Below are 22,874 nucleotides of genomic sequence, written 5' to 3'. Positions count from 1 at the left end.
AACCTACCAGAAAGTCTGATAAATACTATCGTTATGCGAATTTTGCATAACGTTATCTGATTGGTTATTAAAGCGTCGGAATGCGGTCTGGCAGGGGATTGTTACTGTACAAACTACAGGGAAATACCCGCTGAAGGGATGTGGGAATGAATAGCACGTAAACCAGGGGGTGTTAAGGGAAGCGGGCTGCACGGAAGGACACGCACAGCCCGCAGATGCGGGGCTTAGCTCAGCTCCGGCACATCAAAACCGGGAGAAACGGACAACAGCATCCGTACCTGTTTGACCAGCTCACTCATGCAGTCATCACGCATGCCGTAGTTGTTCAGCTCTTTTTCCAGGGCAAACAGATATTGTGCATTGGTTCCGAGCGGGCCGCTGGCCTGCGCAATCAGTGGCGCGATAACCTGATAATCGGTATCGGCCTCATATTGCGGGTGCGAGGGATCCATAATGAACACCAGCGCCGTCACCTTGCGGCCATCGTCGAGATTCAGTTCGCACCAGGTCGGACGATAACAGCCGGTCAGCATTTCACGCTTCCACAGCAATTCGAGTTCATCGAGAAGTGTGTCTTCCGGCAGACGGAACGCCAGACCGGTGGTTTTTCCGCCATCCCGCAGCGCCAGCATGCGGCCAGGTTGCGCATGGGTGCCACGCCCGGAGGTGAGGCGTAAACAGAAGGCACGATGATAACCGTGCAATGTGGCGGGTCGCGCCTCTTCCGAGTCAAAAACCGGGTTCCACATCAGTGAACCGTAACCAAAAATCCAGACCGGGCTGTTGTCGGGGCGACGCGCCAGCGTGCAGCTCAGAGAGGCTGCGCGCTGTTCAGGGGTCAGTAGCATCGACTCATCAATGCTGCCGAATGCTGTTTTGCAATCTGCGTTACGCAGGAAATCTCGAGTTAACATTCATTCCCCCTTCGGTACGACTTACTTTTGAACATGCCATGCTGTTAACGCTGTGTTCTCCGTTATCGTGAGTTTCATTTAATAACGCTATCGGACAGTTTCGCCTGAGCTTCAGGCCGCAGGGCAAATTTATTAGGAAGTTTCGTATACCCCTGCTGAATGAAACCTTATTCGTTTCTTTCGTTGCAATCAAGGTTGAGAGCGATCACAAAACGAAAATAAAGTGATTATTTTATGAACATTGCATGAATGTTGATATTTAGGGGGGGAATAAAACAAAAACAGCGGGAACCCGGAGGCCGGGCAGACCTTCTGGCAGGCGCGGGATCGCCCTCACCTGCCATTCATATCAGGATTTCTTAGGATGCCACTTATCGTCATCTCCTTTTTTATACCCATGTTTCACAGCGGCCCAGGCAACTTTATGCGCCGTTTCCTCACGCGAGTCATCGCCCTGCCGGTCTTTAGGTTTTTTATACTCATCCCAGGCGCTGTTAAACGCTTCCTTATAGATATCCTGCGCATGGGCAGGAAGCACATTGCGCACGGATTCAGGCAACGCTGAGCGGTTCTGATAAGGCATAGTCGTCTCCTTTTTCATAGCGTTCATCGCATTGATATTTTTTATGTGCGGCGTCTGCGCACAGGATAAAGTCTAGCTGCTACCCTCAAAGGACGCTGCCAGATTATTCTCGTTATCGGGCCGCTGACTGCACATTTCCTCCATGATATTGTGTGGGTATCCTGATGATTTACATAAACTGACGCATAATCGCCATATTACTACAATATCAATATAATACATTGTTTTTAAATGACTTAATATTTTAACAAAACGAATTATTAGGGTGTTTATTGCTGGTTAATTCAGATTATTCCCTGATAAACAATTGATATGTCATTTTTTATGCATTAACAATGACTTTACCCTGTTAATAGATTAATTTATCTACTATACTTAACAGGTTAGACCTTTATGCTGCCAGGCATTTTTCTGACAACTGACAGACAGGCGGTTGTTATTACGTGAGCGTTTATAAGGAGAATAATCATCATGGTGTCTTCACAGGAACATCCAAAAATCAAAACCCGCCATCAGGAATACTCCCTGGTTTTTCCCATCGCTGCACTTATCGTTCTCATCCTCTGGGGCAACAGCAGTAACTTTGCCTCGGTTGTCGGTATCAATTTAATCGCGCTGGTCGGTATCCTCGCCAGCGCCTTCAGCGTGGTGCGTCATGCCGACGTACTGGCACATCGTCTTGGCGAACCTTACGGGTCGTTGATCCTCAGCCTTTCAGTGGTCATCCTCGAAGTCAGCCTGATTTCGGCCCTGATGGCGACCGGCGACGCCGCGCCCGCGCTGATGCGTGACACGTTGTTCTCGATCATCATGATTGTTACCGCCGGTCTGGTTGGCGTTGCCCTGCTGTTGGGCGGGCGCAAATTTGCGACACAATATGTGAATCTCGGTGGGATCAAACAGTACCTGATGGCGATATTCCCGCTGGCGGTGATTGTGCTGGTGCTGCCTGCCGCGTTGCCGGGGGGCAATTTCTCGACGCTACAGGCGTTGTTTGTCGCGATGATTTCAGCCGCCATGTACGGCGTATTTTTGCTTATCCAGACCAAAACCCACCAGAGCCTGTTTATTTACGAGCATGAAGATGAAGGCGAAGAAGACGGACACGGAAAACCGTCTTCGAAAAGTAACCTGACGCATACGCTCTGGCTGATTGTCCATCTGGTGCTGGTTATCGCAGTGACCAAGTTCAACGCCAATCCGCTGGAAAGCCTGCTGACCGAACTGAATGCTCCTGCGCAGTTCACCGGCTTCCTGGTCGCGTTACTGATCCTTTCACCGGAAGGTCTGGGCGCACTGAAAGCGGTACTGAAAAATCAGGTACAGCGCGCCATGAATTTGTTCTTCGGCTCCGTGCTGGCGACGATTTCACTGACCGTACCGGCGGTGACCGTCATCGCCACCCTGACAGGTCAGGATCTGATTTTCGGCCTGGATCCGGCGAATATTGTGGTGATGCTGGCGGTGCTGATCTTGTGCCAGATTTCATTCTCCACTGGCCGTACCAATGTATTAAACGGTACCGCGCATCTGGCCCTCTTCTGCGCCTACATGATGCTAATTATGCTTTAAATCTTCATCCTTCGGGTTGCCGCCCTGATACAACCCAAATGATTTTGATTGAATGAAGAATGACAAAAGAAAGGCCGCTCAACTGAGCGGCCTTTTTCATGGGAGGGATGGGAGAATTAAGAGTAGGCGTGGAGAGTGCGTTTACACAGCTCTGAACGCACGCAGTCCTCTTTGCCAAATTCAATGATGCCAATCATCTCGTCTTCTTCGAAGCGAGACATTGCATCGCTGAGCCCCGATACTACGCCGCGTGGTAAATCGCACTGGGTAATATCACCGTTAACAATCACCGTCACATTTTCACCGAGACGGGTCAGGAACATTTTCATCTGGCTGGCCGTGACATTCTGCGCTTCGTCCAGAATAACCACCGCATTTTCGAAAGTACGCCCGCGCATATAAGCGAATGGCGCAATTTCAACCTTCCCTATTTCCGGTCGCAAACAATATTGCAGGAATGATGAACCCAGACGACGTAATAGAATGTCGTAGACCGGACGGAAATAAGGCGCGAACTTCTCAGAAATATCACCGGGCAGGAAACCGAGATCTTCATCGGCTTGCAATACCGGGCGCGTCACAATAATCCTGTCGATTTCTTTGTGAATTAATGCCTCTGCCGCTTTCGCAGCGCTGATAAATGTTTTGCCACAACCGGCTTCACCGGTGGCAAAAATTAACTGCTTATTCTCTATGGCTGATAAGTAATGACCTTGAGCTTCAGTACGCGCTTCGATGACGGACGTATCGCGGGAGTCGCGAGCCATGCCGATCGATTCCAAACCGCCCATCTGTACTAATGACGTCACAGATTCTTCCTCGCGCTGGCGGTGACTACGTGAATCACTACGAATAACACGTTTTGCTTCACGACGAGCTTTGATCACTGCTTTCTGTCTTCCCATAGTGGCACCTTACAGTTTGATTCACTTAACGCTAAGGCATAATGCCCGCACGGTTATGTTTCACTAACAAATGAGGTTTTGGTCTCCTTTTAGACCAAGTGGAGCCAATGAATAACGTGAAGAGGAAAAGAAACCAAAGGGATTAACGGAAAGTCTTTTGGTTGTTTTCTGTTCACGAGGAGGCATTGTCAAAAGTGTCAATAATGACAAACCGCTGACCCATACAATGAAAATTCCAGAATAAAAGCCAGTGATATTCACATCATTTTGGTAAACATTTACGGGGTCAGTTAAAGAACAGGGTTGAGGTTGAGTGGATGATATTTTTTGCAGCAAGCGGCAGGAAAAAGCTGAAAGTAAAGGTTGAAATATTAGAGAGTCGGAAGCCTGGCCCTCGTTTGCATTTAAGCGACTACAACGAGTGAATGAGAGAAGTGTGTTATTTTCGATCAACAGCCCAAACATGGACTTTACCATTCGCGCTCCCCGCAGTGTTATTAACGGCACCTGCCGTACACCTCGTGAAAACTACCGCTTATAAATGTCAGTATAATGACAGCTGAAACATTTGCGTTACCAAAATGTAAAAAAGTTTGTGGCTGACGTCAATAGGATCATGTGGATCTTTTTCAGATCCTCTTTAATCGTGCTGAATTTCTCTCAGCCCAGCAGATTATTTTTCTTTTCATTGATGAAGTAACTGTTAATGCCTTCCGCCAGCGCATGCGCCATTTTCTCCTGAAACACCGGCTCACCCAGTAATTTTTCTTCCTGTTTATTGGTGATGAAGGATGTCTCCACCAGCGCGGAAGGAATTCGCGGGGATTTCAGTACCGCAAATCCCGCCTGTTCAGGATGCGGACTGTGCATGTGATGCACTTTACTAATAGTTGCCGCCAGATGATGGCCAAAATTCAGGCTGCGATGAATGGTTTCGTGCTGGTCGAGATCAAACAGCGTTTCTTTAAGGTATTGATCGTCCGTTTTAAAATCGTTGTCATACAACACATCTGCGCTGTTTTCGCTTTGCGACAAATAGCGCGCCATCGCACTGCCCGCCCCGTGTTCAGACAGCGCGAAAACCGACGCACCGGAGACCTGATCGTTGGTAAAACCGTCGGCATGAATTGAGATAAACAGATCTGCCTCATGCTGATGCGCCAGGCTGACGCGGTGATACAGCGGAATAAATACGTCATCCTGGCGCGTCAGCACCGCCTGAATACCGTGCTGTTGATCAAGCAAGGTTTGCAGTCGTTTGGCGATGTGCAGCACCACGTGTTTTTCATAGGTGCCTTCGTTGCCGATCGCGCCCGGATCCTTTCCGCCATGCCCCGGATCAATCATCACCAGCAGCGGTTTCTCTGCCCGAGGTGCAGCGGTGGTGACGGGCAAAATCGCGGCGTCAGGGCTTTCTCCGGCTATCGTCACGTTCAGCACACCGTTTTCCGTGCTGCGCGTAATCTTCGGTTTACCGTTCACCTGCAACACAATGCGCGCCACTTGCGGGCTGAAGTGAGCAATCCTCCCCTCTTTTACCCACGAAAATTTCTGCCTGACCACCGTCAGCGCATGCTCCAGTTCCGGTGGAAATGACGCCATCGGCATATCAATCACCACTCTTTCCGGCGCACTGAGCATAAACACCCGGCTGTATTTATCCGCTGCCGGTAACGCCAGGTAAATCTGACTGGCGTCTGATGTCATGGTAATGCGCACGGCTTTTTGGGCGGCATACAGGCGTGGTGCCGTCAGGGAAAGTCCGATGCCAAAGATCAGTAATTTTCTGCGGGCATGGTTGATGGTCATAACAGTCTCGGAGCAGGCATCGTAATAAATCAGTTTGACGATTTATCATCATGACATTGCTGAGATTTTTTGGGATGCAGCGGAGTATTAACAGGCGGTGAATTGCGTAACGAAGCGTAAAAAGGATTTCTGGATTGAGCTTCTCCCCCTTCGCAGGGGGAGGAGCAATGTTACGCTTCGATTAACGATTGACCGAGATAGTGGCTTTCATCTTTATTCCCCGGCAGCGTGAAGAAAAAGCCGCCGCCATTCGGACGGATATACTCTTCAAGCGCTTCGCCGTTCAGGCGTTTCTGCACGGTCAGGAAACCTTTTTCCAGGTCATGCTGATAACAGACAAAAATCAGCCCCATTTCCAGTTGCCCGGAATGGGTCACGCCAAGTGAATAGCTGTAGCCACGGCGCAGCATCAGGTTTTCATCGGTGGCTTTGGTACGCGGATTCGCCAGACGGATATGTGAATCAAGGCGGATGGTCTTACCTTCCGGGTCTTTTTCGTAATCCGGCACATCGTGCTCTTTTTCCATCCCCAAAGGTGCGCCGGTGGCTTTGTTACGCCCGAAAATAGACTGCTGCTCCTGCAACGGCGTGCGGTCCCAGGATTCCACCTTGAACGGGATCAGACGAGTGGCCTGATAACTGCCGCCGAGCGTCCACGCCGGTTCGCCCTGACCGGCGGTGACCCAGACGGTTTTATCCATCAGTGGTGTGTCTTTCGAGTCAGGATTCGCCGTGCCGTCTTTAAAGCCCAGCAGGTTAATCGGCGTTTCTTTGCCCTGACTGCGCGCTGCGTGGGACGAAATAAAGCCGTCACGACGCCAGCGCACGCTGAGTAAATCCGGTGTGTACTTGATGATGTCACGCAACGCATGCACCACCGTATCGTTGTTGTTGGCACAGATTTGCAGTGACAGGTCACCGTGACAGAGTGTGGCATCCAGTGAATCATTCGGGAAACGCGTCATGCGCTGCAATTTCAGCGGCTTATGCGGCTCTAATCCAAAGCGTTCATCGAACAGGGAATCCCCCACCGACAGCGTCATGGTCAGGTTATCCGGGTAGATTTCTGCCCCCATCACGCCGGAATCCATCGGCGGGAATTTCGGATCCATTGAAGGTGCGGTGCCACCCTTGGTCAGGAAGGCAAACCGTGAATCAAGGAGACGGAAAAGACGCTCCAGATCGGCTTTGTTGGTGGCCAGCACGTCAAAGGAAACCAGCATCATCGACGCCTGTTGTGGCGTTAAAATCCCTGCCTGATGCTCGCCGTAATAAGGTTGCCTGCCCCAGCGTTCGTCCGGGGAAACCGTGCCTGGCGTGTACTCTTTTTTTGCGCCGGGTGTTTTCTCAGCCTGCGCCGTGGCAGCGCCGCCCAGGGCAAATGCCCCGCCTAACAATCCCACACCTTTCAGTAAACTGCGGCGGGAAGAAGAAACGTCGTTCTGATTATCGTTTTTGTGACTCATTGCTATGCCTCGGGAATTTAAAAGCTCCCTCCCCTGCGAAGGGGAGGGTTGGGGTGGGGTATTACGGTCAAAAACAAAAGTTGAAGCGTGCTTCAGCCAGTGTATGGTCTGCTAAACCCCCTCCCTGCCTCCCCCTTCGCAGGGGGAGGAGTTTAATCTAAACCAAGCACACCGCGCAGTTTGGACAAGTCTTCTGCCAGCGTGGTGATCGGCCCTTTCATTGCGTTACGGTCTGCATCAGACAGTTTTTCATAATTCTCGTAACCGTCTTTGGTTTTGTATTTATCCAGCAGCGCATCGACGGTTTTGAAGTTAGCGTCGATTTTATCCAGCAACGGTTTATCGGCTTTGACCAGTAACGGACGCAGCAGATTGACGATTTTTTGTGCGCCATCAAGGTTGGCACGGAAATCCCACAGGTCAGTGCGGCTGTAACGGTCTTCTTCGCCGCTGATTTTACTGGCGGCCACTTCTTCAATCAGGCCCGCCGCGCCGCCGACCACTTTGCTAGGCGGGAAAGTCAGGTCTGCGATACGTTTTTGCAAATCAACGGTATCGGTATAAAGCTTGTCAGCAAAGGGTTCGGTGCCTTTGGTGGTTTTGTCCGCGAAGAGAATTTTCTCCAGACGGTGGAAACCGGTGAAGTTAGGATCTTCGGCTTTTTTCTCGAAATCATCTTCACGGGCGTCGATGCTGCCGTCCAGATCAGAGAACAGTTCGGCAATCGGTTCGATGCGCTCATAGTAAACACGGGTTGACGCGTAAAGGGATTGTGCTTTCGCCAGATCACCCTTCTTCACTGCGTCGGTAAAGGCTTTGGTATGCGCCACCAGCTCAGCGACCTGCTGCGTCACATAGACTTTGTATTCCGCAATCGGGCCAACCAGCGCCATGGCGTCAGGCTTACCGGAAGCGGCTGTCCCCTCGGCGGTGACAGTCAGTTTGCCTTTCGGATTGCTCAGCAAGCCACAGGTCATGTCGTATTCGCCCGGTTCAAGGTTAGCCGTCATTTTTTGCGTGAAACCCGGTGCCACGTTTTCACGTTCTTCCACCACCATCACGCCTTTCAAAATTTCCCATTCCAGGTTTTTCTGACTGTTGTTATGGATAACAAACTGGGTTTTACCGGCGGGCACGGTCAGCGCCATCGGTTCACATTGTTTGTCGTTAACAGCAATTTTGACCTGACGAACATCAGCAGCCAGCACATTGGCGCTCAGCGCAAAAGCCGGCAGGGATAACAGTGCAATCTGTAAAGCTTTACGGCGAAAATGTGTCATGTACAACTCCGTGACAAAGGCAAGATGATGGAAAGGTTTAAGGATCAACGTCGTGTTTTTTGCCCGGCAGAGGCCGGCGCGGCCACAGGCGATTTACCTTGTGGCATAAAGAACAGGAACAGCGCAGGGATCAGATACAGGAAGTACACCGCGACTTCGCTGACCGTCGGGGCTTCCTGATAGCCAAACATCCCTTCCAGCAACGTGCCGAATAAAGAGTGCGTGGATAATGTGCCGCTCAGATCAAAAGCAATATCCTGCATACGGTTCCACAATCCGGCTTCGTGGAAAGCGCGAATAGCCCCCGCAGCCAGCCCGGCGGCGACAAACAGAATGAACAGGCTGGTCCATTTGAAGAACTTCGCCAGATGCAGCTTCACCCCGCCGTAGTAAATCAGGAAACCCAGCACGATGGCCGCGCCAAGCCCGAGCACTGCGCCGATCGGCGCTTCGATGCCGACGTCCTGCTGGAAGGCCGCCAGCAGGAAAAACACCGATTCCAGACCTTCACGCGCTACCGCAAAAAACACCATCGCGACCAGTGCCCAGCCCTGACCGCGGCCGGAATTCAGCGCATGATCAATCGCCCCTTCCAGATGCACTTTGATAGAACGCGACACTTTGCGCATCCAGAACACCATATAAGTCAGGATGCACACCGCAACGACGGCGACGATACCTTCAAACAGCTCCTGCTGTTTTTGTGGAAACTCACCGGTCGTGGCATTGATAAAAAGACCGAGCGCCAGACAGAGTGCGGCAGCGATGAAAACGCCAATCCAGACCACACCGAGCCACTGCCCGCGTTGCGTCCGTTTGAGATAGCTGGCAATCAGGCTGACGATCAGTGCAGCTTCCAGCCCTTCGCGAAACATAATGAGAAACGGAACGAACATGACGAGCTCCCGAGCCCTGAATTCTGACGAACAACAGAATGTGTAAGGTCTCTGTAAAGAAAAGTAAAAAGAAACGATAGTGATTATCATTCTTGCCAAAAGAAATACAAGAGGTAACCGATCCTTTTTTTGAAGCGTGATCGGTAAATAGACAGGAAAAATCAGGTCAGGGGGTTTATCTGGCGGAAAATGCTGAAAACCGGGGGCTGAATGCCCCCGGTCTGAGTGTCATAAAAGTAAAATACCGTTAAATAGTATTATATTCCGCTTCCGCAACAGTGAAGCGCTGTTCCACGGCGGCGGAAGGTTTACGCCCCGCCAGGCTGACAATCCAGATAGCCAGTGACGCGAAAATAAAGCCGGGAATGATTTCATACAGTTCGGCCCAGCCGTATTGTTTCCACAGGATCACTGTCACGGCACCGACGATCATGCCTGCCAGTGCACCGTTACGCGTCATACGTTTCCACATCACGGAAATCAGGATCACCGGTCCGAATGCTGCGCCAAAACCGGCCCATGCATAACTGACTAAACCGAGAACACGGTTTTCCGGATTGGCAGCCAGCGCAATCGCGACCAGCGCCACAACCAGCACCATCGCACGCCCTACCCACACCAGTTCGCGCTGGCTTGCGCCTTTGCGCAGGAAGGCTTTATACAAATCTTCGGTAATCGCGCTTGAACACACCAGCAACTGACAGCTCAGGGTACTCATCACCGCCGCCAGAATAGCGGACAGCAAAATACCGGCAATCCAGGGATTAAACAGAATTTTCGTCAGCTCGATGAACACGCGCTCACCGTTTTGCGTCACGTTGCCCGCTTCGCCCGGATTATTGCTGAAGTACGCAATCCCGAAGAATCCTACGGCAATGGTGCCCGCCAGACACAAAATCATCCATGTCATGCTGATACGGCGCGCGCTGCGGATAGTTCGGTGAGAATCGGCCGCCATGAAGCGCGCCAGAATATGCGGCTGACCAAAATAGCCCAGTCCCCAGCCCAGCAATGACAAAATCGCCACCAGATTCATGCCCTTGAACATATCGGTGTATTCAGGGTTTTTGGCATTGATTACCATCATCGAGGTATCAATACCGCCAACTGCGAGGATGACGATAACCGGTGTCAGGATCAGCGCGAAAATCATCAGGCTGGCCTGCACGGTATCAGTCCAGCTGACTGCCAGAAAACCGCCGATAAAGGTATAAATGATGGTCGCCGCCGCACCAGCCCAAAGTGCAGTCTGGTACGTCATGCCGAAGGTGCTTTCAAACAGACGCGCACCGGCCACGATGCCGGAGGCACAATAAATGGTGAAGAACACCAAAATCACAATCGCGGAGATAATGCGCAGCAGCTTGCTGGAATCTTCAAAACGATGGGTAAAGTAATCCGGCAGTGTCAGCGCATTATTATTGGCTTCAGTGTGCACACGCAGCCGCCCTGCCACCAGTTTCCAGTTCAGGTACGCGCCGATGGTCAGGCCAATGGCGATCCAGCTTTCCGAAATCCCGGAAATAAAAATCGCCCCCGGTAATCCCATTAACAGCCAGCCGCTCATGTCAGAAGCACCGGCTGAAAGCGCCGTCACCACGCTGCCTAAACTGCGTCCGCCCAGAATATAATCATCAAAGTTTTTGGTTCGTAGATACGCGATGAGCCCAATAAAAATCATCCCGAAAATATAAACACAAAACGTCACCAGCATCGGTGTGTTCATTGTCATTCCATTCTCCACTTCTTATTTTTTGCGATGTTGTCCGGCAGCTGTCTGTCCTGAAGCACTCCACCAGAAGTGCCGCTAAAAACCTGCCGGGGCGAGATGATGGCTGAAACCCTGTAAGGTTGCAGCAAGACTCTCCATATTTTTTACGTAGTCACTGACTCTGTGTGGTTTTTGTTCAAAATTACTGTCGGGCCGGATACTGGTTTAGCCTGATCCACTTTTCAATATTTTTAACATTTCAAATACACAAAATTCACCCTCCATCACAGTTATCCGCAATACCGGTTGTACTTTGCACTGACAAAAGTTGCACCTGATGCAACCTTTGACATTCTCACTCAGGTGAATGCACGCAAGATCCATGCCGTTATTTTATTGTTAAAAATGCCAGACAAATCACAACAGGCATACTTCATGCATTAACAGGGTTGCACAAGGTTGCAACATAGAAGATATTGCTCAGCATAAAATAACGAATTCACCTGAAATTTTTTATATGGAGTGTTTGCGCATGGGTATGACGACGATGGGCGTGAAGCTGGATGAAGGTACACGCGACAGGCTGAAAGAAGCGGCTCACAAAATTGATCGCACGCCGCACTGGCTGATCAAACAAGCGATATTTTCCTATCTGGAACGACTGGAAAATGGCGATACACTGCCGGAAATTCCGGCGCTGAATGGCGCTGCGCCTGAAGGTATGGAAGATGTCGCTGTGCAACTGGTTCAGGAAGCCCATCAGCCGTTCCTAGATTTCGCCGAGCAGATCCTGCCACAGTCAGTCAGCCGTTCTGCCATCACTGCCGCCTATCGCCGCCCTGAACCAGAAGCCGTGTCGATGCTGCTTGAACAGGCGCGTTTGCCTGCCCCGCTCAATGATGCTGCGCTGAAACTGGCTGCTGACATTGCCACCAGACTCAGGAACCAAAAGAGTGCAAACGGCCGCGCCGGTATGGTGCAAAGCCTGCTGCAGGAGTTCTCTCTGTCTTCTCAGGAAGGCGTGGCGCTGATGTGTCTGGCGGAAGCGCTGCTGCGTATTCCCGACAAACCAACCCGCGATGCGTTAATCCGCGACAAAATCAGCAACGGTAACTGGCATTCGCATCTGGGCCGCAGCCCGTCGCTGTTCGTTAACGCCGCGACCTGGGGTTTGCTATTCACCGGCAAGCTGGTGGCGACGCATAATGAAGCCAGCCTGTCAAAATCGCTGAACCGCATTATCGGCAAAAGCGGCGAACCGCTAATCCGCAAAGGTGTGGACATGGCAATGCGCCTGATGGGAGAGCAATTCGTGACCGGCGAAACCATCGCCGAAGCGCTGGCCAATGCCCGCAAACATGAAGAAAAAGGTTTCCGCTATTCCTACGACATGCTGGGTGAAGCCGCGCTGACCGCGAAAGACGCGCAGGCCTATTTGCAGTCCTATCAGCAGGCGATCAATGCCATCGGCAAAGCCTCCAATGGTCGCGGCATTTATGAAGGCCCCGGCATTTCCATCAAGCTTTCCGCCCTGCATCCGCGTTACAGCCGTGCGCAATATGAGCGTGTAATGGAAGAGTTGTATCCGCGCCTGCTTTCACTGACCTTGCTGGCACGCAGTTACGACATCGGTATCAACATCGATGCCGAAGAAGCTGACCGCCTGGAAATCTCTCTCGATTTGCTGGAAAAACTCTGCTTCGAACCGGAACTGGCGGGCTGGAACGGCATCGGCTTCGTGATTCAGGCGTATCAGAAACGCTGCCCGATGGTGATTGATTACCTGACCAGTCTGGCACAGCGCAGCCGCCGCCGTCTGATGGTCCGTCTGGTGAAAGGTGCGTACTGGGACAGCGAAATTAAGCGCGCACAAATGGACGGTCTGGAAGATTATCCGGTTTATACCCGCAAGGTTTACACCGATGTCTCCTATCTGGCCTGCGCCCGTAAACTGCTGGCCGTGCCGAACCTGATTTATCCGCAGTTCGCGACGCATAACGCCCACACCGTGGCGGCGATTTATCAACTGGCCGGTAATAACTATTATCCCGGTCAGTACGAATTCCAGTGCCTGCACGGTATGGGTGAACCGCTTTACGAGCAGGTGGTGGGGAAAATTTCTGACGGCAAACTGAACCGCCCGTGCCGCATTTATGCCCCGGTCGGTACACACGAAACACTGTTGGCGTACCTGGTACGTCGTCTGCTGGAAAATGGCGCGAATACCTCCTTTGTTAACCGTATTGCCGATGCCACGTTACCGATCGATGAACTGGTTGCCGATCCGGTTCTGGCGGTCGAAGCGCTGGCCGCCAGCGAAGGTCAGGTCGGATTACCCCATCCGCGAATCGCCCTGCCGCGCAATCTTTATGGCGACAAACGTGTGAATTCTGCCGGTCTGGATATGTCCAGCGAGCACCGTCTGGCCTCCCTTTCCAGCGCCCTGCTGCAAAGCGCCAGCCACCCGGTCAAAGCGCAGCCGATAATTGATGCGCAAACGGACGACGGCGAATTCCTGCCGGTGATCAACCCGTCTGAAAATACCGATATTGTCGGGTATGTTCGCGAAGCGACAGAAGCTGAAATCAGCCGCGCGCTGGATGCCTCAACCGCTGCCGGGTCAATCTGGTTTGCGACACCTCCCGAAGAACGTGCCGCCATCCTGCAACGCGCTGCAGAACTGATGGAAGCGCAGTTGCAAAACCTGCTCGGCGTGCTGGTGCGCGAGGCGGGAAAAACCTTTAATAACGCCATTGCCGAAGTACGTGAAGCCGTGGACTTCCTGCATTATTACGCCGGGCAGATCCGCGAAGATTTCGCCAATGACACGCACCGTCCGCTGGGGCCGGTGGTCTGTATCAGCCCGTGGAACTTCCCGCTGGCGATCTTTACCGGTCAGATTGCTGCCGCGCTGGCCGCCGGGAACAGCGTGCTGGCAAAACCCGCTGAACAAACGCCACTGGTCGCTGCGCTGGCCGTCAGCATTTTGCATGAAGCCGGAGTTCCGGCAGGCGTATTGCAGTTGCTGCCGGGCCGGGGTGAAACGGTCGGTTCGCAACTGGTCAATGACGAACGTGTACGCGGCGTGCTGTTTACCGGTTCGACGGATGTCGCGGGTATTCTGCAACGCAACATCGCCGGTCGTCTGGATCTGCAGGGCCGTCCGACGCCGCTTATCGCCGAAACCGGCGGGCTGAACGCCATGATTGTCGATTCCTCCGCCCTGACCGAACAGGTAGTGACGGATGTGGTCGCGTCGGCTTTCGACAGCGCCGGTCAGCGCTGCTCCGCCCTGCGCGTGTTGTGTATTCAGGACGACGTCGCCGACCACACGCTGCAAATGCTGCGCGGTGCGATGGCGGAATGCCGGATGGGCAATCCGGAGCGCTTGTCTACCGACATCGGGCCGGTGATCGACGCCGAAGCCAAAGCCGGTATCGAAAAACACATCGATGCGATGCGCACCAAAGGCCGCACCGTGTATCAGGCTGCGCAGGAATTTACGGCTGACCAGCAGGAATGGAGCCGCGGTACCTTTGTTAAACCGACGCTGATCGAGCTGGAAAGCTTCGATGAGATGAAGAAAGAAATCTTCGGGCCGGTGCTGCACGTGGTGCGTTATGCCCGCCAGGATCTGGATAAGCTGATCGGTCAGATTAATGCCGCCGGTTATGGCCTGACGCTGGGTATTCATACCCGCATCGATGAGACTATCCATCGCGTTACGCAGCAGGCACACGTCGGCAATATGTACGTGAACCGCAATATGGTGGGTGCTGTCGTGGGTGTGCAACCTTTTGGCGGCGAAGGCTTGTCCGGCACCGGTCCGAAAGCCGGTGGCCCGCTGTATCTTTATCGTCTGCTGAGCAGCCGTCCGCAAGACGCCGTCCAGCAAACCCTGTTACGTCAGGATCGCGAACTGCCGCTCGATACCTCCGTGCGCGAAGCCTTGCTGGCACCACACCGGGCGCTGCAACAATGGGCAACGGAGCAGAAACACCGTGAGGAATTTGTCACAGTTTGCGAACGTTTCGCCCAAACCAGTCAGGGCGGCACCTTGCGCACACTGCCGGGGCCAACCGGCGAGCGTAACACTTACGCACTGTTACCGCGTGAGCGCGTCCTGGCACTGGCGGATAATCAGGAAGATGCCCTGACCCAGCTTGCCGCTGTCACCGCGACAGGTTGCCGCATTCTCTGGCCGGAAGCGCCATTGCAACGTGATTTGTTCAGCATCCTGCCAAAAGCAGTGCAGGCGCGAGTCGATTTCGCCAAAGACTGGCAGAACGATGCGCAGGTATTTGATGCAGTGATTTATCACGGTGATGCGGATCAGTTGCGCGAACTTTGTCAGACCATTGCGCAGCGTCCGGGCGCCATTATATCGGTACAGGGCTTTGCACGCGGCGAGGATAATATTCTGCTGGAACGCCTGCTGCATGAACGTTCACTGAGTGTGAATACGGCAGCCGCCGGGGGAAATGCGAGTCTGATGACGATCGGGTAAAGGTTGGGATTGCAGGAAAGCCGCTGCAAGTGGCGGCTTTTAAAAAAGCCTGAAAAAATTTCCCGTTACATTAAGGGCTGGATCGAGACAGTTTCGGTTTCTCAAGAACGGTTATCACGCGGCCTTTCGCGCCGAAACCGACCAGAGGGGAAAAGCTTTTCCCCTCTGAACTCCCCTCGCTTTTTCAAACAAGTGATCCGCACGCAAGCTATGTTTCAGGAAACACTGCGACAGGCTGGAGATCTTGCCGCGCAGCGGCGGGATTTTGCGGCTATCACTGCGGCTGATGAAACATAGTCAGCGAGCGGAGCGCGCAGTGAAAGAGCCCGGGGGGTCTTGGGGGGCGGCGGCGATAAGCCGTCCCCCAAGTCGGTGTGGGCCGACGCCCACGGTTTTGATCTCAGTGGGCCAGGAACTTCTCCAGGAACTGTTTCGTCCTGGCATGTTGCGGATTCGAAAACAGCTCTTTCGCTGGCCCCTGCTCCACGATTTTCCCCTGATCCATAAAAATAGCGCGGTCTGCCACGTCACGGGCGAAACTCATTTCGTGGGTCACAATCACCATGGTGCGGTGCTCAAGTGCCAGTGCGCGGATAGTGTTGAGCACTTCACCCACCAGTTCCGGGTCAAGCGCGGAGGTCGGTTCATCAAACAAAATCACTTCCGGGCTCATCGCCAGTGCGCGGGCGATGGCAACGCGTTGCTGCTGGCCACCGGAGAGACGTCGCGGATAGGCATTTTCTTTGCCGCTTAACCCGACTTTTTCCAGAAGCTGACGTGCTGTGGCGATGGCTTTTTCTTTTGACTCGCCCTTCACAATCACCGGTCCTTCGATGATATTTTCCAGGACTGAACGGTGCGGGAACAGGTTGAAGTTCTGGAAAACAAACCCCACCTGCTTGCGCAGCTCACGAACGTTATTCTTCTGTTTACTGAGCGGTTTGCTGGCATCAATTTCGATATTGCCGACTTTTATGGTGCCGCCGTCCGGCTCTTCCAGCAGGTTAATGCTGCGCAGCAAGGTGGTTTTACCCGAACCGCTTGGCCCGATGATCGCTACCACTTCGCCGGCGTTGACCTGTAAATCGATACCGTGCAACACCGTTTGTCCGTGGAATTTTTTTGTCAGTTGCTTTACGTCAATGGTACTCATGAAGGCTCCTGATCCTGACGGTTAACGCGGTCTTCCAGACGGTTTTGCAGGAAGGATAAAACGGTCGCCAGCACCCAGTAGATAACCGATGCGGCCAGATACATGGTGAACACTTCCAGCGTGCGCGACGTCACAAGCTGTGCCTGACGGAACAGTTCCGGCACCTGGATGGTCGCGGCCAGCGAGGTATCTTTTACCAGGCCGATGAAGCTGTTACCGAGCGGTGGCAGCGCGGTGCGGGCGGCCTGCGGCAAAATCACGCGGCGCATGGTCTGCCACGGATTCATACCAATACTGGCCGCCGCTTCCCACTGCCCTTTTTCGATGGACGAAATCGCCGCACGCAGGGTTTCGGAGGTGTAGGCCGCGGTATTGAGCGACAGGCCAATCATGGCTGCCGGGATAGGATCCAGCTCGATGCCAAACTGTGGCAGACCGTAGTAGATCATAAACAATTGGGCGATCAGCGGCGTGCCACGGAAAACGGAGACGTAAAAACGCGATAACCATGACAGCGGCCAGAAATGCGAAAGGCGCATCAGCGCCAGCACGAAGCCCAGGATAAGACCGAACACCATTCCGCCCAGACTGAGCTGGAGCGTAAACAGTGTTCCTTTCAATAAAAATGGTGCTGAATCCAGCACCAGTTGAATACTTTCTTGCATCCGATAAGAACCTTATGGATCAGTTCGTAATGAGCCGGAGCGCCAGTCTGACGCTCCGGTTTTACGGGTATTATTTTGTGACGTCAGCACCAAACCACTTTTCAGAGATTTTGGCGAGCGAGCCATCTTTCTGCATTTCAGCAATCGCTTTGTTGATAGCAGCCAGCAGTTCCGGGTTGTCTTTGCGAATGGCCACGCCAGATTCCAGACGGGAGAACGGTGCACCTGCAACGGCTAAGGTATCACCGGTTTTCTTCACCAGATCCAGTGCTGCCAGACGGTCAACCAGAATGGCGTTGATACGGCCTACGCGCAGATCCTGATATTTAGTCGGGTCATCATCATAAGTACGGATGTCCACGCCCTGCACATTCTCGCGCAACCATTGCTCGTAGTTACTGCCCAGACCTACGCCGACTTTTTTGCCTTTCAGATCTTCAGGTTTAGTGATGGTGCCTTCCTGACCTTTTTTAGTCAGCGCCTGAATACCGGAAACGGTGTATGGCGTAGAGAAGTCATATTTTTTCTCACGCTCAGGCGAAATGGTCACCTGATTGATCACCACATCAATACGTTTGGATTCCAGCGAAGCCAGCATGCCGTCCCATTTGGTCGGTTGCAGTTTCGCTTTAACGCCCATGTGCTGCGCCAGTGCATCGGCGAACTCGACTTCAAAGCCGGTCAGTTTGCCGTCTTCACCCTGGAAACTGAACGGAGGGTAAGTCCCTTCCAGCCCGACAATCAAGGTGCCGCGATCTTTGACTTTCTTCAGTAACCCTTCGTCAGCAAAAGTATTGCTGACCATGCCTGCTGTCAGCGTGACCGCAACAGCACCCAGAAGTAAACGACGACGCAGTGTAGAAAAACCCATATTCACCTCAGTTATAGTTAGTTATAGAACGCTATATCCCCTACGAATTTGCGCACAGTAGCACCCGCTGCGTCAGTTATCAGGAATATAATTCTATAATCTTAGCTCAAAAAAGCATAAGCGGATTTTAGAGTATTAAACCTGCGGATGATACGCAAACAGTGCCGGTGCACCGCCGGTGTGAATGAACAGGATCGGGCCTTCATCCGGGAACAAACCACGCGCTATACCGTCGAGCAATCCGGCCATCGCTTTGCCGGTATACACCGGATCCAGCAGCATGGCTTCCTGCTCTGCCAGCAATTTCACGGCGGCGGTTCCGGCTTCATTCGGCTCACCGTAGCGTGGCGCAAAATATTCGTCCCACAAGGTAATTGACGGCGTTTTCTCACCCAGTTGTAATTGTGTTGTCACTTCCCGGGCAATGGCTTCAACTTTGGGACGCTGGGCATCGGCACTGCGCGACACTGTCACACCAATCAACTGCGTGTCTGGCATTAAATGTTGCAAAGCGACGGCCAGACCAGCGTGCGTACCGGCGCTGCCCGATGCCACCACCACGGCACTGAAATCCACAAAACTGGCCGAAGACTGCTCGGCGATTTCCAGCGCGCACTGCACGTAGCCGAGTGCACCAAGCGCATTGGAACCGCCAACCGGCACGACGTAGGGACGAAAACCTTGTGCTTCCAGACGTTCGGCTTGTTCTGCAAGCTGCGCCATCGGGTCATCAAGCGCGTCACACATCACCACTTCCACATTGAACAGATCCAGCAGCAGACGGTTGCCGTTGCTCAGATAATTGACTTCGGTGGTGCCGATCGGGTTTTCCAGCAACGCAACGCATTTCAGGCCCAGTTTGGCGGCCACGGCGGCGGTCTGGCGTACATGATTTGACTGAATGGCACCAGCGGTCACCAGCGTATCCGCACCTTCTGCCAGCGCTGCGGCGGCCAGATATTCCAGTTTGCGCAGCTTGTTACCGCCCATCGCCAGCGGCGTGATGTCATCGCGTTTAATGTAAATGTCACGTCCGGCGTATTCGGAAAGACGATGCAGTTTTTCCAGCGGCGTGGCGCTGCCCAGTAAATCGATCCGATCGAAGGCTTCCAGCCGGGTTTTAAGCAAAGAAATTTTAGCAGGCACGATGTTCCCCTGACGCACAGCACGGTGCCGCACGAAGTCGTTATAGTCGAAGTTGGTTTGAGTTTAGAGACAGGTTATTGAGTAAGTATATAAAGAATTTATAGAAACTGCGGACAGATTCAAGACAAAAAAACAGGCTCCCGGAGGAGCCTGTTTGTGCATTGCGTGTCAGTCTGTCTGAGATCCGATTACGCGGATTTCTGCCAGGCCAGATACTGGTCGTATTTGCGCAGGGCAATACGGTAGTTGTCATGACCCGCCACCGGCAAATCATTGATGATCCGCTGGTGGATACTGTCCCCTGAAAGTTTATCCAGAGGATAGTTGTTTGCAGAGAGGATTTCATCCAGACGGCGGAGGCGGACAACATACTCGCGCACCGTGCTGTGATTCATCTCAGTCTGCTCAAACAGATATTGCTTAAACGCCATAATGTCAAAATAGGACGAATGGCTGTTACAGCTTATCTCACTGCAAAAACGACACAGTGCGGTCAGTTCCTGCGACAGGTTGTGCCACACGTCATCATCAATAGGCTGGTCCATCTTGGCGATGGCCTCTTTATTGATGATTTGCCCGCGAAACACCAGTGCCATCCTGTCGAGTTCTTTTGCACACTGTGAGCAATGAGTCTGACTGTGTTTAAAATCTTTAAGATAACGGCTTAAAGGCCTTGTTTTGATTCCCGCTGGCATAAATTTATTCCTGATAAGGGATATAAAATGTATAACCGGCCAGGAAAAAGCGGATCAGTGGTCGTTGGCCAGGCGTGTTCGCAAACGCTTAATCGCCTGACTGTGGAGCTGGCTTACACGGGATTCCCCGACGTCCAGCACCGCCCCGATCTCTTTTAAATTCAACTCTTCCTGGTAGTAAAGCGTAAGTACCAACTTCTCCCGTTCAGGTAACGCATCGATAGCTTCCATCACCCGGTGGCGTAAATTACCCTCCAACAGATGATGTAACGGGTTGGCCTCTTCGTGCCCTTCCATCAATGCCTCGGCAGTATCGCCGTGCTCTTCGCGCCATTCGTCATAAGAAAACAACTGGCTACTGTTCGTATCCATTAATATCTGCCGGTATTCCTCAATGGGAATATCCAGCACCTGCGCCACCTCTCCTTCACTCGGCGGTCGCCCTAATTTCTGTTCTGCGCTATGCATCGCCTGGGACACTTCACGCGCATTACGTCTGACACTACGCGGCACCCAGTCGCGGCTACGCAACTCATCGAGCATGGCGCCGCGAATACGCTGAACGGCATACGTCGTAAACGCCGTCCCCTGCATCGCATCAAAACGCTCAACCGCATTTAACAGGCCGATCCCGCCCGCTTGCAGTAGATCATCAAGCTCTACGCTGGCGGGAAGCCGCACCTGCAAACGCAGGGCTTCATGGCGCACAAGCGGAACATAGCGCTGCCACAAAGAATTTTTGTCTATCACGCCGTCGGCGGTATACAGATCGCTCACTGTCGTAACCTGGCAAATTTAGGGTCAGTATCATTGTGCCAGTGATAATCGCTAATCAATCGGCTGAATAAGGCCTGAAAAACGCGGTTATTTTGATTATGTCTCGCAGATTCTGTTTGCAGACGTCCGCCGGTAACACCGCAAACGATTGACTAAAAAACAATCGCAACATAAAGATTATCTTAAATTATACCAGCGAATGCCCCGCATTAATCCTTAAGAATGGTAAATTTTAGTTAAAAAAAACCCCGCTGGAGCGGGGTTTGTTCTGTTTGTAACCGAACTGCGTAATTTGTCGACTAAGACAATTATTGCAGCAGGGACAGTACAGACTGAGGAACCTGGTTAGCTTTAGACAATACTGAAGTACCAGCCTGCTGCAGGATCTGTGCTTTAGACATTGCTGAAACTTCTGTTGCGTAGTCAGCATCCTGAATACGGCTCTGTGCAGAAGACAGGTTAGTCGTGGTGTTGTCCAGGTTGGTGATGGCAGAATCGAAACGGTTCTGAACCGCACCCAGTGAAGAACGGAAGGTGTCAACTTTAGCGATAGCAGCGTCGATTGCTTTCAGTGGGTCAGAAGTCGCAACGCCAGTGTAAGCGTTGGTGTTAGCAGCACTGGCGATGTCGCCGATGGTGCTTGCAACGTTCGCAGTACCGGTAGCGCCGCCGTCAACGATAGCGCCAGCTGCAGTTTTGTAGTCTTTACCCTGAACGGTAACGTAACCTACTGCTGCGCCAGTGGCGTCTGCGCCAACTTTAACCAGTTTGCCAGTCTGAGTACCTGCAGTAACACCGTTGTCAGTGTCAGTGTAAGAAACGTCAGTGGTGTTCAGTGTTACAGCGCCAGTTGCGTCATCTACAGATGCAGCGTAGTTGCTGGTACCATCAGAAACAACGTAAGTTGCAGTCGCTGCGCCAGCTGCTGTCTGAACGTTTTTCAGAGACAGTTTGCTTGCGTCCAGGCCCAGAGAAGTTGCCGCTGCAGACAGGTCAACGTTTTTCAGGGAGCCGCTTGCGCCAACCTGAGTGATTGCATCGCTGGTTTTCAGTGCGTTGCTTGCTACTGAGAAACCGTTCAGACCCAGAGTGGTAGAGTCGATTTTCTGCAGGTCGATGTCGATAGTCTGACCATCGTTAGCCCCAACCTGGATTTTCATCGTCTGGTTAGAGGCCAGTACGTTCACGCCGTTGAACTGAGTCTGACCAGATACACGGTCGATTTCAGACAGACGGGAAGTGATTTCGTCCTGGATTGAGGTCAGGTCGGAATCGGAGTTGGTGCCGTTAGCAGCCTGAACAGACAGCTCACGAATACGTTGTAAGTTGTTGTTGATTTCGCTCAGTGAACCTTCAGTGGTCTGCGCAACAGAGATACCGTCGTTGGCGTTACGTGAAGCCTGAGTCAGACCGTTGATGTTAGAAGTGAAGCGGTTAGCAATCGCCTGACCAGCAGCATCGTCTTTTGCGCTGTTGATACGCAGACCGGAGGACAGACGCTCGATAGCGGTGCTCAGAGCGGACTGGGATTTGTTCAGGTTGTTCTGAGTCATCAGAGACAGCGTGTTGGTATTGATAACTTGAGCCATGAGTGTATTCCTTCAAATCTGGTTAAGGGTTCGGGCTTATTGCCCACGGCGTTCATCACCGTCCAAACTTGTATCGGCGGTACTGCGGTAACCTTTAGAATTATTTCTCAAAAAATCCGGTTTTCTTACTTTGAGAATTACCCTTCCTTATACCGCCTATTCACGCCATTACTTTTTGTTGTGATCTATTAAACTTTTTCTCCGTCGTGCCGATAGGGCTTAAAGACTCTTTTATACCTAAAGTCATTGGAGTTGCAGTAAGCGGCGAGGGAGTGAACCCGTTACCTGACATCCGTCAGGAAAACCGGTGAACGAACGAAGCGAAGGCGACTGTA

19 protein-coding genes are annotated in these 22,874 nt (G+C 52.4%); 3 read left to right on the top strand and 16 right to left on the bottom strand.

Features of this window, described 5'->3' with window-relative positions:
- Positions 1–224 precede the first annotated feature (224 nt).
- Both LC431_RS10245 and chaB read right to left on the bottom strand, forming a co-directional pair.
- Entirely contained in the window at positions 225–914 is a 690-nt protein-coding gene (locus tag LC431_RS10245) for a gamma-glutamylcyclotransferase (RefSeq protein WP_112152545.1), read from the bottom strand.
- 349 nt (positions 915–1,263) lie between these two features.
- The gene (gene chaB / locus LC431_RS10240; RefSeq protein ID WP_013575762.1) at positions 1,264–1,497 is read right to left on the bottom strand and encodes a putative cation transport regulator ChaB; all 234 of its coding nucleotides are present in this window, start codon (positions 1,495–1,497) and stop codon (positions 1,264–1,266) included.
- A gap of 471 nt (positions 1,498–1,968) precedes the next feature.
- Here chaB and chaA point away from each other — a divergent pair, with 471 nt between their 5' ends.
- Positions 1,969–3,069 (top strand): sodium-potassium/proton antiporter ChaA, encoded by a 1,101-nt coding sequence (chaA, locus tag LC431_RS10235; protein ID WP_223509758.1) that lies wholly within the window; start codon positions 1,969–1,971, stop codon positions 3,067–3,069.
- Positions 3,070–3,185: 116 nt separating this feature from the next.
- Here the strand turns inward: chaA and phoH are convergent, their stop codons facing one another.
- The 7 genes from phoH to putP all read right to left on the bottom strand — a co-directional run bounded on the left by phoH (position 3,186) and on the right by putP (position 11,157).
- A complete protein-coding gene (phoH, locus tag LC431_RS10230) occupies positions 3,186–3,974 on the bottom strand; it encodes a phosphate starvation-inducible protein PhoH (RefSeq protein ID WP_013575764.1) in 789 nt (262 codons plus the stop codon).
- A 63-nt stretch (positions 3,975–4,037) separates the two neighbouring features.
- Entirely contained in the window at positions 4,038–4,451 is a 414-nt protein-coding gene (locus LC431_RS10225; RefSeq protein ID WP_223509757.1) for a hypothetical protein, read from the bottom strand.
- Positions 4,452–4,634: 183 nt separating this feature from the next.
- The gene (locus LC431_RS10220) at positions 4,635–5,783 is read right to left on the bottom strand and encodes an N-acetylmuramoyl-L-alanine amidase (RefSeq protein ID WP_223509755.1); all 1,149 of its coding nucleotides are present in this window, start codon (positions 5,781–5,783) and stop codon (positions 4,635–4,637) included.
- 170 nt (positions 5,784–5,953) lie between these two features.
- Entirely contained in the window at positions 5,954–7,249 is a 1,296-nt protein-coding gene (gene efeB, locus LC431_RS10215) for an iron uptake transporter deferrochelatase/peroxidase subunit (protein ID WP_223509754.1), read from the bottom strand.
- 152 nt (positions 7,250–7,401) lie between these two features.
- Positions 7,402–8,529, bottom strand: a complete 1,128-nt coding sequence (efeO, locus tag LC431_RS10210) for an iron uptake system protein EfeO (RefSeq protein WP_013575768.1) — start codon at positions 8,527–8,529, stop codon at positions 7,402–7,404.
- 44 nt (positions 8,530–8,573) lie between these two features.
- Positions 8,574–9,425 (bottom strand): iron uptake transporter permease EfeU, encoded by an 852-nt coding sequence (gene efeU, locus LC431_RS10205; protein WP_037034423.1) that lies wholly within the window; start codon positions 9,423–9,425, stop codon positions 8,574–8,576.
- A 247-nt stretch (positions 9,426–9,672) separates the two neighbouring features.
- The gene (gene putP, locus LC431_RS10200) at positions 9,673–11,157 is read right to left on the bottom strand and encodes a sodium/proline symporter PutP (RefSeq protein ID WP_013575770.1); all 1,485 of its coding nucleotides are present in this window, start codon (positions 11,155–11,157) and stop codon (positions 9,673–9,675) included.
- 511 nt (positions 11,158–11,668) lie between these two features.
- Here putP and putA point away from each other — a divergent pair.
- Positions 11,669–15,643 (top strand): trifunctional transcriptional regulator/proline dehydrogenase/L-glutamate gamma-semialdehyde dehydrogenase, encoded by a 3,975-nt coding sequence (putA, locus tag LC431_RS10195; RefSeq protein ID WP_223509753.1) that lies wholly within the window; start codon positions 11,669–11,671, stop codon positions 15,641–15,643.
- Between the two features lie 9 nt (positions 15,644–15,652).
- Positions 15,653–15,940: a hypothetical protein gene (locus LC431_RS10190; RefSeq protein ID WP_223509752.1), complete on the top strand. Its 288-nt coding sequence runs from the start codon at positions 15,653–15,655 to the stop codon at positions 15,938–15,940.
- Positions 15,941–16,043: 103 nt separating this feature from the next.
- Here LC431_RS10190 and tcyN read toward each other — a convergent pair whose 3' ends face one another.
- From tcyN to LC431_RS10155, 7 genes are all read right to left on the bottom strand, one after another.
- Positions 16,044–16,796, bottom strand: coding sequence for an L-cystine ABC transporter ATP-binding protein TcyN (gene tcyN / locus LC431_RS10185; RefSeq protein ID WP_013575772.1), 753 nt, complete (start codon positions 16,794–16,796; stop codon positions 16,044–16,046).
- A complete protein-coding gene (tcyL, locus tag LC431_RS10180) occupies positions 16,793–17,461 on the bottom strand; it encodes a cystine ABC transporter permease (protein ID WP_013575773.1) in 669 nt (222 codons plus the stop codon). The genes tcyN and tcyL overlap by 4 nt, the downstream gene beginning before the upstream one ends.
- Before the next feature lie 70 nt (positions 17,462–17,531).
- Positions 17,532–18,332 (bottom strand): cystine ABC transporter substrate-binding protein, encoded by an 801-nt coding sequence (gene tcyJ / locus LC431_RS10175; protein WP_015690037.1) that lies wholly within the window; start codon positions 18,330–18,332, stop codon positions 17,532–17,534.
- Positions 18,333–18,467: 135 nt separating this feature from the next.
- Positions 18,468–19,478: a D-cysteine desulfhydrase gene (locus LC431_RS10170; protein ID WP_013575775.1), complete on the bottom strand. Its 1,011-nt coding sequence runs from the start codon at positions 19,476–19,478 to the stop codon at positions 18,468–18,470.
- A 188-nt stretch (positions 19,479–19,666) separates the two neighbouring features.
- Complete coding sequence (fliZ, locus tag LC431_RS10165) at positions 19,667–20,173, bottom strand: flagella biosynthesis regulatory protein FliZ (protein WP_013575776.1); 507 nt, start codon at positions 20,171–20,173, stop codon at positions 19,667–19,669.
- 54 nt (positions 20,174–20,227) lie between these two features.
- Complete coding sequence (locus LC431_RS10160) at positions 20,228–20,950, bottom strand: RNA polymerase sigma factor FliA (protein WP_013575777.1); 723 nt, start codon at positions 20,948–20,950, stop codon at positions 20,228–20,230.
- A 308-nt stretch (positions 20,951–21,258) separates the two neighbouring features.
- A complete protein-coding gene (locus LC431_RS10155) occupies positions 21,259–22,539 on the bottom strand; it encodes a FliC/FljB family flagellin (RefSeq protein ID WP_013575778.1) in 1,281 nt (426 codons plus the stop codon).
- Between the last annotated feature and the right edge of the window lie 335 nt (positions 22,540–22,874).

This window comes from Rahnella sp. GSA61A (assembly GCF_019969905.1).
GTDB classification, from domain to species: Bacteria; Pseudomonadota; Gammaproteobacteria; order Enterobacterales; family Enterobacteriaceae; genus Rahnella; species Rahnella aceris.
Note: the sequence above shows the minus strand (reverse complement) of the source record. Positions and strands in the feature narration are given on the sequence as shown.

Coding starts and splice junctions, on each gene's coding strand:
- LC431_RS10245 (WP_112152545.1), bottom strand. CDS start 914: ATGTTAACTCGAGATTTCCTGCGTAACGCAGATTGCAAAACAGCATTC.
- chaB (WP_013575762.1), bottom strand. CDS start 1,497: ATGCCTTATCAGAACCGCTCAGCGTTGCCTGAATCCGTGCGCAATGTG.
- chaA (WP_223509758.1), top strand. CDS start 1,969: ATGGTGTCTTCACAGGAACATCCAAAAATCAAAACCCGCCATCAGGAA.
- phoH (WP_013575764.1), bottom strand. CDS start 3,974: ATGGGAAGACAGAAAGCAGTGATCAAAGCTCGTCGTGAAGCAAAACGT.
- LC431_RS10225 (WP_223509757.1), bottom strand. CDS start 4,451: ATGGTAAAGTCCATGTTTGGGCTGTTGATCGAAAATAACACACTTCTC.
- LC431_RS10220 (WP_223509755.1), bottom strand. CDS start 5,783: ATGACCATCAACCATGCCCGCAGAAAATTACTGATCTTTGGCATCGGA.
- efeB (WP_223509754.1), bottom strand. CDS start 7,249: ATGAGTCACAAAAACGATAATCAGAACGACGTTTCTTCTTCCCGCCGC.
- efeO (WP_013575768.1), bottom strand. CDS start 8,529: ATGACACATTTTCGCCGTAAAGCTTTACAGATTGCACTGTTATCCCTG.
- efeU (WP_037034423.1), bottom strand. CDS start 9,425: ATGTTCGTTCCGTTTCTCATTATGTTTCGCGAAGGGCTGGAAGCTGCA.
- putP (WP_013575770.1), bottom strand. CDS start 11,157: ATGACAATGAACACACCGATGCTGGTGACGTTTTGTGTTTATATTTTC.
- putA (WP_223509753.1), top strand. CDS start 11,669: ATGGGTATGACGACGATGGGCGTGAAGCTGGATGAAGGTACACGCGAC.
- tcyN (WP_013575772.1), bottom strand. CDS start 16,796: ATGAGTACCATTGACGTAAAGCAACTGACAAAAAAATTCCACGGACAA.
- tcyL (WP_013575773.1), bottom strand. CDS start 17,461: ATGCAAGAAAGTATTCAACTGGTGCTGGATTCAGCACCATTTTTATTG.
- tcyJ (WP_015690037.1), bottom strand. CDS start 18,332: ATGGGTTTTTCTACACTGCGTCGTCGTTTACTTCTGGGTGCTGTTGCG.
- fliZ (WP_013575776.1), bottom strand. CDS start 20,173: ATGCCAGCGGGAATCAAAACAAGGCCTTTAAGCCGTTATCTTAAAGAT.
- LC431_RS10155 (WP_013575778.1), bottom strand. CDS start 22,539: ATGGCTCAAGTTATCAATACCAACACGCTGTCTCTGATGACTCAGAAC.